The sequence below is a fragment of the Riemerella anatipestifer genome (assembly GCF_009932355.1).
In the GTDB taxonomy this organism is placed as follows: domain Bacteria; phylum Bacteroidota; class Bacteroidia; order Flavobacteriales; family Weeksellaceae; genus Riemerella; species Riemerella anatipestifer_E.
On the sequence record NZ_LEKU01000009.1, the window covers coordinates 131,884 to 143,594 of the forward strand.

Sequence of the window (11,711 nt, forward strand, 5' to 3'; positions counted from 1 at the left end):
AAAATATTTCATAAGTGTTGACACATTTTTGACAGCACTTCAGGTAACGTTTATAGGCTTGCTGAAGTGAGAAAATTTAGAGTGCCAATGTCAAATATAGTGCAATATATTCAATAGAATTCCAAATGCTCATTTTAGCACTTTTGCCCCCATTTTGTCGAACCCTTGTTGGGTGATTGTGCTTTGTTTTTCATATGTCAAATGATTTGATAATATTCCGCTTGGTGTCCTTGCTTTCTTGTCCAAAATTTCTGTGTTAGCAAATACAATAAAATTATCTTTTGCTCTTGATACTGCTACATTTAGCATATTTGGTTTGTTGTCTCTGTCAAAAAACATTATTCCTGAATCTCCTTTTCCATATACCATTGAAAATAATATTATTGGTCTTTCTGCCCCCTGTAAGGCGTGAACAGTTCCCAATTTTAATATATCAACATTAAACCCTGCGTTTTTCAAAGCATATATTAAACTATTCTTTTGTCCTACAAAAGGTGTTATTATTCCAACTGCATTTTCAATACTCCCATATTTGCCTTCAATAATAGTTCTATTTTTTAATAACCAATTTACTATTGCTTTAACCTCATTAAGATTATGTCTGCTTGTGTTTTTAGTTGTAGAGTTTCCTTCAACATGAATGCAATACATTGGAGGAAACAATAAATCATTTTTAGCTTTTCCTTTAAGTGGGGTTAGCTGTCCATCATAAGCCAAAACATTGCAGTAATTTATAATTTCGTCATAACATCTTCTATGCTCTAATAAAAACACACCTTTTTCCATAATTTCTTCTTCTTTGAAATTGCAGGCATTTTGAGCCATTTTCATTATGCTTCCTGTAGAGGAAAGAAATCCTTTTGGGTCAAATTCACTTTCATAAATTAAATCTTCATAATTGTTTATGAGATTGCATTTTTTTAAATTTCCAATATCAATTTTCTTTGTTATGTTCCAAACTGGTTCAATTTGTTTAATATCGCCCACAATAACTGCTTGTTTTGCAAGTGAAAAAGTTGCAACACCTACTTCTGGAGAAACTTGTCCTGCCTCGTCCACAATTAACAAATCTATAAAGTCAAAAAGTGGTGGAGTATCAAAAATATTTTTACCGTCTTCGCCTTTTTTCAAAAATTTAAAATAGCTAAAAAATTTGGGGGCCATATAAAAAGTGCTAACAAAGCAAGGCGTTAGCCTTGCTTGCCTTTGCCATCTGTTTTTTGTTGCATCTAATCCTTTTTTGTCAAAATTCACATCAGCTAAATCACTTTCTAGTTTAATTAAATATTCACCTTCCCAATAATGTAATGCTAACTGAAATGCTTTATGTCTGAATGAAACATCTAATTCGTCATAAAAGCAATTTGGCTCTGAATTGTTTTTGATTTTTAATAACTCAAAATCCCAATATTCTGCTTCTGTTTTTGGTGGATTACCTTTAATAGAGTTGTTGATTTTCCAATTTTTCCAATTATTAATTTTATCAGTAATTGTTTTAGCAAGTTTAATTTTTGTATCTACTTTTTCAAGAATATTGCTTTTTGAAAATATAAACTCATTTGATACTTCAATTAAGGAATCTCGTAAAATTATTTTTATTTCAGAGGCTCTACTATTTAAAGCAGATCTTAAACCCAAAAAGCAAAATAGTTTCCTAAAGAATGGTTCATTATTGAAATATAATAACACTTTTTCTTCAATATTTTTTAGGTTCTCAATATCAGATTTAAAAGAAACCTCATTTAAAATATTATTTGAATAATATTTTTGTAAGTTGGAATTTGGAATTAAATACCTTGTCAAAAATAGCTTTTCAACTTTAATATAATCGTTCCACTTTTCAGAAGCATCTTTAAGAATTGATTGTATTTCAATGATTTCTTTCTGTAGTTTTTTAGTTACCTCTTTTATACTTAAAATCTGTGTTCCAAAATATTGTACACTTTTATCTACGAAAAACGTTTTTGCTTCTTGTAAATAATTGTAGTTTTCCACTTTATTAAATAAACCTTCACCATTTAGCTTATTGTAGTTAATTCCTTTCAATTCCGCTTCTGTTTTGCCATTTGCAGGCAAGTATGTTGCGTAACCTTCAACTTCAGGTAACCATCTTCCTTGGAGTTTTCCTGTTTTTGTATTCGATTTAGAGAAGCTATCAATGATATTAGTTACTGCTTGATTATTTGTAGAACAAGCAAGTATGATTGGAGCATTCTTGCCAATAATAGCACTTTCCACAAACTTATTCGCTACAATACTTTGAAGTAAAGTTGTTTTTCCTGTTCCTGGAGGCCCATTTACGGCAAAAACCTTTTCATTTGATTGTAAATAAGTGTATAAGCTCTTTCTTTGTGAAATTGAGATTGGAAAATCAAATCCCATTTGTCCTAAATGCAAATAATTATTATTAATTAATTCGGGAACAGCTAATGGAGTTTTTGGATCATCATTTTTTAAATTTATGAATGACTTTAATAATTCAGGAATGTTCCTTTCTTTCAGTATTTTTTCATAAAGTTGTATTATACTAATTGCTGCATTTATATCTTCGTCAGGTAATAATATTATTGCATTATTTATGGTTTCATAACCCTTTATTGAGTAGCTTTCTATTTCTTGATTAATTGCTTTCTTAAAAACATCTTTTAAGTATTGAATATAATCTAAATAATTATCATATTTTTCTTTGCCAATGGCTGATGCATTATCTACATTTTCTACTGAACCAAATATAAATTCAGTTCTTTCATCAGCAAGTGGTTCTAAATATTTTCTTTGAAAAACAGGAAAAGTTTCTTCGGATATTTGTAGGTTGCCATTTCTATCAATTTGAGCAAAAAACCAAAATGGAAATTTTGGTTTTTTATCTTTCAACATTACTAAATTTTCTGTAGTTGGTTTTATTTTTATTGGAGAAATAACTATTTGAATTTCGTTTAATGAAATCCAATTTTCACTTTCTTTGTTTGGATTTCCTTTCTTTTTGTTTATTCGATTTTCTTCGAAGTCAATAAGTTTATTTACTTTTTCAAGTTCAGTAATCAATTGACTTTCCATTTTGAAATTTTCAATTTCAAAATGCTGAAGTTTCTCAACATCAATGTCTGCTTTTAGCGAGTCAGATAGACTTTTCTTCCAATATGTTAACCATTTTTTATCTTCCATTCTTTATTATCTGTTATTTTCGGAGGGGCTCGTAGCATATCACCTAACGGTCGGGTATTGCCGAAAGCGGGGACTTCTCAGCACCTAACTTCAACTAAAATATCACCCCTCAAAGATAAACAAAAGTTTTTGGAAAAGAAAACCAGCCCCGATTTTGGCAATACCTTGTTGTGTGCAGGTATATTAAATTTCACTACAATTCGGATTCAATTCACTCACTAATCTACTTTCGTCACATTTAAAATCAAAGAAACCAAAATTTCCTCTGTCTATTCTCCAATCTTTTTGAGTTATTGGACATTTCCTATCTTGGTCTTCTTGATCTGTCCAATTTCTGTAATTGAATAAAAAGTAATAGGTGGGAACTCCTGTTTTGGTCTCTATGAACTTACATAGCTCACGCCCCATTTTATTGTGTTCTGAAAATGCATCTTCTAATTGCTTTTGTGCAAAATTTTCTGTTAACGATTGAGAACTTAACCACAATCTATACAACGCTTGATGATGATGCCACCAAATCCAAATATTATCAAAACTTTGGTGATCCATATCTGTGTAAGGAATTTTGTATAAAGGAATTCCTTGTTGCGTTTCACCATCCAACAAAGGCGAACTAAAACCATACATTAATACATAAAATTTTGAGCTTTTAGGCACTTCATATCGAGGCAATGGATACTCTAAGCCTTCACCAATAGAGTTAAACGCTATGGATTGCCCGCTTTTATATTCAATCTTCCGATGATACTCTTTGACATAAATATTTCTATTTTCTTCTTTCAAAGAATATTTTTCAGGACAAACAACCGTTATGGTGTATTTTTCATTCAGTTTGGTTGGTAAATGAAATTCCCTTTGCAGGATTTGTCCATTGCTTTCTAAAAACTGTAAATAGATAAAAATATCGTGTTCAATATCCTCATATTCTTCTCCATTGATATTATGTATAACAATATTAAATGCAAACATACTTTATAAACTGATGGTTAAATGTGGATTATCATTCAAGAAATCCTGTAATGTATTTTCAATCATTTGATATGCAAGCTGTACCACTTGGAAACTATCAACTCCAATAATTCCAAAAATACGATCATTAGCAATGCCCTAAATTTGGTAATCACATTGCCAATCCTGCTCTGTTTTTATAGGTCGAAATATAACTACTCTAATCGTACTATTTTCATTATTTATAGTATTGGTCATCGTCAATATACGCTCTGCTATAACGCATTTAGACATAGGAATATGAGGCTCGAAATTCAAGAACTTGTTACGAATAGCCATTGCATCATCATAACTGTTGGCAAAAAAGGTTAGAATGATTTGCTCATTTTCTACCAATGAATTTTGATGTTCACGAAGTAATAATCCATCACTTTGTTTTATTAATTGATACCATTTTTGATTGCTATCCCAAGAGTAAAGTTGGTAATAGTTTCATTCAATTCTTTCTGAATAGCATTAAGAATAGAAACATCGTTTCCGTAATCTATTTCTGCCGACATTTTGTCTGTTGTTTCTTCATTATCTATCAGTTTTTGCATCGTTTGGATACGAAAATCAATGGCTTTCAAAAGAATTTTATAAAATTTAATAGGAAATCTCAACATAGAATACTGTTTAATATAATTAATCTTTTGCGGTAAAGTAAGTGAAATTATTTTTTCTGAATCTAATAAAACGATTGCCATATCAAAAGTGTTTTTGGTAATAGATGCCACAACTTGTGGCGTTCTCTTGCTTCCAAAGGGTATCACTCCAATTTGTATAAATCAATTTTGTGATATGTCATTTTAGCACTCTATTTGCACATACTTGCACACAACGGCCCGGCGGCTTTGCGAAGTTTCCTCTAGAAGCTCTGCTCCCGAGAGGGAATTTTGCAAAACCGCTTGATTGCGAAGTTCACGAAGCGACGAGCTCATCAGGCGGTATAAGCCGCCGAGCCGTTGTAGCGAAAGGAGCGAAGCGGATGCTGTTCCCGTATTGCTAATTTAAGAAAAAAAGTAATACGGAAAAGCAGTAGCGGATAAATATTTCAAATCTTTCAACTATCACTTAACCCCGCCTTTTGCAAATACTATGTTGTCTGTAGTTGTATTACCAGTTTCTCATCTCTATTATATCTTGACATATGATATCTACCTCGCCACGCTTCTCAGATTCATTTGCATTAAAGGCCAATCTTATAATTTCTTGTTTTAATTTTTCGTCCGTTGTTTTTTCTCCAAACACTTTGATTAGCCAATACCTCCAAACTTCATCGTCAGTCTTTAAGATTACTATTATTTCATCGGTAATTTTATCCGTGTATTTAAGAAGGTAATTTGATACTGGAACTACAATTGGCCAATTAATATCCACTAAACAGTAACGTAAATCATTTACAATCGGGCTAAATCTTCAATGTCGTAATTGTTTAAATTTTCCGCCTTCTTTATGTCGAATTTGTCTTTTGGTACTAAATCTTTTAATTCGCTTTTTTTCATTGTACTTGTTTACAATTACAGACAACGGGATGGATATTGCCGAAGGCGGGGCTTATTAGCACCTAACTTCAACTAAAACACCACACTTCAAGGATAAACAAAATTTTCTAAAAAAACAATTAACCCCGCTTGCGGCAATACCTTGTTAGTGGTAGGTGCTTATTATCCAAATATTAAACTCACTCGCTTTCCAAGTCCAAATTCAAAAATTCGATACAGAGTAGATAACTGAATATCGCACTTTCCATTTTCTATCCGAGAAATATAACTCTTTTTAGTTCCTACCTTCTCTGCAAGTTGTTCTTGAGTCATATTTGCCTCTTTCCTAGCTTCTTTTAACATTTCACTTATCACAAAATACTGTGCTTGTTCTTCGAAATCATCTCGCTTTCTCGTCCCTATTTTTCCATATTTGATATCCAACAACTCTTCAAAGTTTTTAGCGTCTTTAATATTTGCCTTATTCATCATTATTTGCTTTTAGATTAAAATATTCTTCTTTTAATTTCAATGCCAAGTCTATTTCTTTTTTTGGCGTTTTTTGAGATTTTTTCTGAAAACCATTGAACAAAACCACTAAATTCCCTTCGTCAAAGCAACAAAAAATTCTATAAATATTACTTTCAAATTCTACTCTAACCTCATAAAGTCCATCAGTACCTGTCATATGTTTAAGAAATTTCCTCGGCACATTTTGAACAGTCTTTATGATTTTAAAAACATACTCTATCTTCTGTTGCACCTTATCTGTTTGTTCCGAATAGAAATCTATGAAATACCGCTCATAGAAAATTATTTGTCTTTGAGTTTTCATATTGCAAAGTTAACTCAAAAGTTACCAAAAAACAAATCCTTTTCAATATTTTATTCCACACACAACTTTGTAAGCACTTACCACTAACGGAAAAAGTATTTGCGAAGGGCGGACTAAATTGAACCAATAGTTCAATTTCAACCAACCGAAGCGGATGCTTTTTCCGTATTGCTAAACTAAGAAAAAAAAGTAATACGGAAAAGCAAAAGCGGATAAATATTACCAAATTTTCAACCCTGCACTTAACCCCGCCTTTTGCAAATACTATGTTGGTAGCAGTTTCTTTAGAACATTGTTAATTTGTAATTTACAGAAATTTCTATTCTATCTGACAAAACTTTCAAATCGTTGATAACAAATTCTCTGTCAGTTTTTGCGTTAATTTAGTCAATGAACTTCTTTATTCTAATTTTTTGCTCTTCGTTAAGTTTCAAAATTTCAGAATGTATTTTAGGTTCTGAATATCCCTTAATATAATTTTCTAATTCCATTTTTATTTTTTTAAAATTCATCAGAATACCTTTGCTTATTCAAATTTTTGTCAAAAACACTTATATAACCACTGATATAGCCATAATTTTCGGGATTTGTTATGCTTTTAGAAAAGTCTACTCTAATCAATTCTAATTTTACTTTTTTACCATCCCAAATTGCACCATTTAGGATTACACCATCACTATTATTTGGTTGTATCCAATCTTTACCGTATGCTTGTTCAAGCCAACTCAAAATATTTCTATAGTCAACATAAGTAAAATCGGTTTGACTTTCCATATTTCCAAAATTTGCACCAATCAAAAACAATTTATTTTTAAAGAAATATAATATAACATTATCAACTTTCACATTTGCAATATATTGGATATCGTTGCCAACATAATCATATGTTTTGACATTAGGGTTTTGAGAATATTGATTTTTTTGAGGAATAATATTTTTGATTTGTGCAGGTGAACTACCAAATTTGAATTGCTTAAATCCATTTTTCAAGTCCAAATCTTGTGTTGATTGGGAAAAAACAATTACAGAAAAAACTAAAAATAAAGTTGATAAAAATTTGTTCATATATTTATTCTGGACAGCATTTTTGGTGAAATTGCTACCAACGGAAAAAGTATTTGCGAAGGGCGGGCTAAATTGAACTAATTGTTCAATTTCGACCAAACGAAGCCGATGCTTTTTCAATGAAACTAAATTAGTAAAAAAAGTTGAATTGAAAAGCATTTGCGACTAAATATTTCTGCTTTTCAATTCAATGCCTCTCCCCGCCTTTTGCAAACACTATGTTAGCAGCAGTATTTTTATTTAATATTTTTTAATTGTGTTCGCAAAAGTTCTTGCAAGTCAATACTATCTTGAATTGCTAATTTTTCTTCTAAGGGTTTAGAAAATGGGCCTGTATAAAAATAATGTTTTTTAATGGGATAACCTAATCTAGTAATTAAAAAACTATTGCTAAAATTGATTTTTTTTACGCTTTCGTAATAATGAACATCAAAAATTAAAATTCTATTCTCGCGCAAATTTTGAGCAGACCCAAATACAATAGCAGAATAATCAAAAACGACAGGAATACCTACATGTCCGACAATTGCAAACGAGTCTTTAACCATTATTTTATTATCAACATAACTTTTTACTGAATTCTCTAGAATTGTGGTGCTGATTTCTACTGGTTTTTTTGCGGTTTTAATACTTTTTATATTCACATCGTTAGGAAAAGTAATTAATAATGATTGTAGCTCTGAATTTTCATTATTTAATTTGAATCTAACAATTGTAGAATCTACAATCTCGGTTATTGCTGGAGTATTTAAAAAGGAATCTTTATCTATTTCATAATCTAAATTTTGTTTTGAAATTTGATAAGATAAAAAACTCAAAATCAACGCAATTATAGAGATTACTATAGTTAAGATATTTGACCAATTTATTTTCTTTTCAGTTTTATCCATTCAATTTATTCGGATTTTTGTTGAAATATTGCTGCTAACGGAAAAAGTATTTGCGAAGGGCGGACTAAATTGAACATAAAGTTCAATTTTGACCAACCGAAGCATATGCTTTTTCCGTATTGCTAAACTAAGAAAAAAAGCAATACGGAAAAGCAGAAGCGGCTTAATATTATCAAATTTTCTACTTTGCACTTAAACCCGCCTTTTGCAAATACTATGTTAGCAGAAGTATTTTATTTCCCAAAAACACTTAAACAATCTGAATGGTATTTCTCTTCAATTTCGTCTATAATTTCTAAAGAAATCCCTTTTATATCGGGATAAACAAACGAATGTGTAATACTATGTTTTTGTCTTAGTTCTTCTTTAATAGCTAATCTACAAGAATTAGGAATGAAAATTTTTGTAGTATTTTCCGCAAATATTTGATATTCATCATATGACCTATAATCTGAGCCAAACAGCATAAATACTCCTTCTTGATTGATAATTCTTGGATCTTTATTAGTTGATTTAACGCAAATAGGTGATATTATCTGAGACAAGACGTCTATGTTTATATCATCAATATTTAAAATATCTTCTTTTAAATTTACAAATCTATTTGTTTGATTGTTTGTAAAAGCTGGATCTATTATATGTATGGATGAGCCAAGTTCTGAAAATCCTTCGTTTGCATTAAAATCTTCAATTTCCTTATCAATATTATATCCCGTCTTATTTGCTGTTGCTACTGAAAAATATAATGCAATTAATTTATTGGTTGAAAAATCTAATAATCTTGTTGGAATTTCATAATGTTGCATTATATATAAATAATCAACTAAATTGAAATCTTTGCATTTATCAGGAAAAAATTTTTGGTAATAATTAATGAAAGTGTCGATAGCAGCTAAATCTGATTTCATTATTGCATCAGATTTTTTATAGAATTTACCATTTATTTCTCTACCGCTAAATTCTAATCCAATTATTCTTTTTTCTCTAAAAAGGGAAGGAGTTAGGTAATATGAAGATTTACTCATTCCTCTATACCAAAGTACCTTGTTTTCTGCTTCATTAATTATTGAAATATATTCGTCTAATGAAGTTGCAACTCTTAATTTCATATTACAGTTTGTGGTGATAATATTTCTGCTAACTGAAAAAGTATTTGCGAAGGGCAGGCTAAATTGGACTGAAAGTTCAATTCAGTCCAACCGGAGCAGATGCTTTTCCAATGAAACTAAATTACTCAAAATAGTTGAATTGGAAAGCATATGCGGGATAAATGTTCCTGCTTTTCAATTCAACACCTAAACCCCGCCTTTTGCAAATACTATGTTATGCGACGTATTATTATTTTGCTTCCTCATTATCAGGATTAGTATTACCCTCTTTATTTTTGAAGTATCTTTCTACTGCGATTCCAACTTCTTGCGTTGTTGGAATAAAATTATGATACTTCTCAACTTCATCTTTTAGTAAATCAATCAAAGATTTCAAAACAAATTCTTTATCAAGATGTGGATTTACATCAAGGAACTCGTCAACTTTATTACCAACAATTCTTTTTCTAGTTAGGTTAGAATAAATTGGATTTGATTTACCAACTTGATTCATTCTCAATAACTGTATTTCATTTGTTATGTTTTCAAGTTTTGAAAGTATGTATTGACTTTCAGGAATTTCAGTTTGATGAATTTTTGCTGGAACAATTGTTTTTCCAAAACTTTTTAAAAAGGGCGAAAAGTTCTTTTCAGATTGTGATTTTGAATAAGTAGCGTTAATTTTTTTTATGAGTTCTTTTTTAAATTCAATAATTTTATTAAATCTTAAAGATGAAGGATAATTTATGTGTTCAATAACACCTGTATCAAACGAATATCCAGTATTTTCATCTTTTATGATTATGGTTGGTTTGTCAAATGCTAACCTCATTCCTAGTTCAAACATAACATTTGGATTTTTAGAACTTACATCACAAACAATAATATCATCATTGTAAATATTATTCACAATTCTCTCGTGTATTAAACCAATTGCAACATCATCGCTTACTAAACGAGGTTCAAAATCAGTTTCATTTACTGCTTCTACTAAAATATTCAACACTTCCTTCCAATGGTCTTTTGGATAATCTGGATGAGAAGAAATTGGCATAATTATCCCACATTTTTTCTTTTCAATAGGTCTTTCAATTTTATCTTTTTTTTCTGATTTGTCTTTATCCATAATGTTGTTTTAATATGTCGCATAACGTTTTGGGGCTTTGCGTTCGGGCGGGAAATCGAAGCACAAAAGCCGATATTATTACTAATGTTTAATTGAAAAACCACCGTTGAATTTTGCACTTCAGCCCGCCTGACGCAAAACCCTTGTTATGGGCAGTTATTTTACTCAAATTTTAATTCGTCAAAATCTTTAATTTCTGACAATTTTATTAGTTTTTTCTTTTTTAATGTTTCCCAAGCTTCTTTAAAATTAGTGTTTTCGTCGCTGTCATCATCCTTATTTATGTTATCTCTTATTAGCTTCTTACTCGTTAAAAAATTTATACTTATTTCATATTGTGGAACTGGACCACGGTTTGAATACAAATCATAACCAATCAATTCCATATCTCCGTTTTGATACCTAAATGTATATATCCAATGTCCGTATCTTCCGTGACCATAACTGATGTATAATTTTCCTTTTTTTATTTCAACAGAAAGTTCAGGGGCAAAATACACACCGCCATCTTCGTTTTCGGATGAAAAACAATCGTAATTTTTTGTGGCTAATTCGTAATAAGTTCCTTTATTAAGTAGTACAATTATACCTCTTCGATTTCGGTCTAATTTTCCACGATATTCGTCTTTTACGATTTTACTTTTGTCAGTTCCTTTAATTATAAGAACAATATCCTCCAATCCATCTTTGTTTAAATCTCCTTTTATTTCGTCCCAACCTTCGGATGAAATTCCTCCTTCATACTTATGAATCAGATACCCCTTTGGTATAAAGTCAGATGGTTTTTTGTGTCGTTCTACTTGTCCAAAAAGGGTAATTGTCAAAGTCAAAAATAAAAATGTTAATTGCTTTTTCATTGTGTGTTTGTTATATAATTGCCCATAACGGTCCGGGTATTGCCGAAGGCGGGGCTTATTAGCACCCAACTTCAACTAAAATACCACACCTCAAAGGTAAACAAATTTTTCTAAAAAAGAAATAAACCCCGCTTGCGGTAATACCTTGTTGCCTGCTGGCTTTTTTAAATATCATATTCAGTAAGTTCAATTTCTTCATCACTTGGTAACCAAC

General features: G+C 30.6%; 11 protein-coding genes. All 11 read right to left on the reverse strand.

Annotation, left to right across the window (positions count from 1 at the left end):
• Positions 1-129: 129 nt before the first annotated feature.
• The 11 genes from GXW81_RS04310 to GXW81_RS04360 all read right to left on the reverse strand — a co-directional run bounded on the left by GXW81_RS04310 (position 130) and on the right by GXW81_RS04360 (position 11,497).
• The gene (locus GXW81_RS04310) at positions 130-3,165 is read right to left on the reverse strand and encodes an ATP-binding protein (protein ID WP_161531337.1); all 3,036 of its coding nucleotides are present in this window, start codon (positions 3,163-3,165) and stop codon (positions 130-132) included.
• A 183-nt stretch (positions 3,166-3,348) separates the two neighbouring features.
• Positions 3,349-4,134 carry a DUF2310 family Zn-ribbon-containing protein gene (locus tag GXW81_RS04315; protein ID WP_161531338.1) on the reverse strand — a complete coding sequence of 262 codons (786 nt, stop codon included), beginning with the start codon at positions 4,132-4,134 and terminating at the stop codon, positions 3,349-3,351.
• Between the two features lie 419 nt (positions 4,135-4,553).
• The gene (locus GXW81_RS04320) at positions 4,554-4,859 is read right to left on the reverse strand and encodes a hypothetical protein (RefSeq protein ID WP_161531339.1); all 306 of its coding nucleotides are present in this window, start codon (positions 4,857-4,859) and stop codon (positions 4,554-4,556) included.
• 409 nt (positions 4,860-5,268) lie between these two features.
• Positions 5,269-5,559 carry a DUF5071 domain-containing protein gene (locus tag GXW81_RS04325; RefSeq protein WP_260393543.1) on the reverse strand — a complete coding sequence of 97 codons (291 nt, stop codon included), beginning with the start codon at positions 5,557-5,559 and terminating at the stop codon, positions 5,269-5,271.
• A gap of 260 nt (positions 5,560-5,819) precedes the next feature.
• Positions 5,820-6,128 (reverse strand): helix-turn-helix transcriptional regulator, encoded by a 309-nt coding sequence (locus tag GXW81_RS04330; protein WP_260393541.1) that lies wholly within the window; start codon positions 6,126-6,128, stop codon positions 5,820-5,822.
• A complete protein-coding gene (locus GXW81_RS04335) occupies positions 6,118-6,471 on the reverse strand; it encodes a type II toxin-antitoxin system RelE/ParE family toxin (RefSeq protein ID WP_161531341.1) in 354 nt (117 codons plus the stop codon). The genes GXW81_RS04330 and GXW81_RS04335 overlap by 11 nt, the downstream gene beginning before the upstream one ends.
• A gap of 501 nt (positions 6,472-6,972) precedes the next feature.
• Positions 6,973-7,536 (reverse strand): hypothetical protein, encoded by a 564-nt coding sequence (locus GXW81_RS04340; RefSeq protein WP_161531342.1) that lies wholly within the window; start codon positions 7,534-7,536, stop codon positions 6,973-6,975.
• A gap of 236 nt (positions 7,537-7,772) precedes the next feature.
• Positions 7,773-8,426, reverse strand: a complete 654-nt coding sequence (locus GXW81_RS04345) for a hypothetical protein (RefSeq protein ID WP_161531343.1) — start codon at positions 8,424-8,426, stop codon at positions 7,773-7,775.
• A 233-nt stretch (positions 8,427-8,659) separates the two neighbouring features.
• Entirely contained in the window at positions 8,660-9,535 is an 876-nt protein-coding gene (locus tag GXW81_RS04350) for an FRG domain-containing protein (protein ID WP_161531344.1), read from the reverse strand.
• Positions 9,536-9,764: 229 nt separating this feature from the next.
• The gene (locus GXW81_RS04355; RefSeq protein ID WP_161531345.1) at positions 9,765-10,640 is read right to left on the reverse strand and encodes an RNA helicase; all 876 of its coding nucleotides are present in this window, start codon (positions 10,638-10,640) and stop codon (positions 9,765-9,767) included.
• 161 nt (positions 10,641-10,801) lie between these two features.
• Positions 10,802-11,497: a hypothetical protein gene (locus GXW81_RS04360; RefSeq protein ID WP_107046669.1), complete on the reverse strand. Its 696-nt coding sequence runs from the start codon at positions 11,495-11,497 to the stop codon at positions 10,802-10,804.
• Between the last annotated feature and the right edge of the window lie 214 nt (positions 11,498-11,711).

Coding starts and splice junctions, on each gene's coding strand:
- GXW81_RS04310 (WP_161531337.1), bottom strand. CDS start 3,165: ATGGAAGATAAAAAATGGTTAACATATTGGAAGAAAAGTCTATCTGAC.
- GXW81_RS04315 (WP_161531338.1), bottom strand. CDS start 4,134: ATGTTTGCATTTAATATTGTTATACATAATATCAATGGAGAAGAATAT.
- GXW81_RS04320 (WP_161531339.1), bottom strand. CDS start 4,859: ATGGCAATCGTTTTATTAGATTCAGAAAAAATAATTTCACTTACTTTA.
- GXW81_RS04330 (WP_260393541.1), bottom strand. CDS start 6,128: ATGATGAATAAGGCAAATATTAAAGACGCTAAAAACTTTGAAGAGTTG.
- GXW81_RS04335 (WP_161531341.1), bottom strand. CDS start 6,471: ATGAAAACTCAAAGACAAATAATTTTCTATGAGCGGTATTTCATAGAT.
- GXW81_RS04340 (WP_161531342.1), bottom strand. CDS start 7,536: ATGAACAAATTTTTATCAACTTTATTTTTAGTTTTTTCTGTAATTGTT.
- GXW81_RS04345 (WP_161531343.1), bottom strand. CDS start 8,426: ATGGATAAAACTGAAAAGAAAATAAATTGGTCAAATATCTTAACTATA.
- GXW81_RS04350 (WP_161531344.1), bottom strand. CDS start 9,535: ATGAAATTAAGAGTTGCAACTTCATTAGACGAATATATTTCAATAATT.
- GXW81_RS04355 (WP_161531345.1), bottom strand. CDS start 10,640: ATGGATAAAGACAAATCAGAAAAAAAAGATAAAATTGAAAGACCTATT.
- GXW81_RS04360 (WP_107046669.1), bottom strand. CDS start 11,497: ATGAAAAAGCAATTAACATTTTTATTTTTGACTTTGACAATTACCCTT.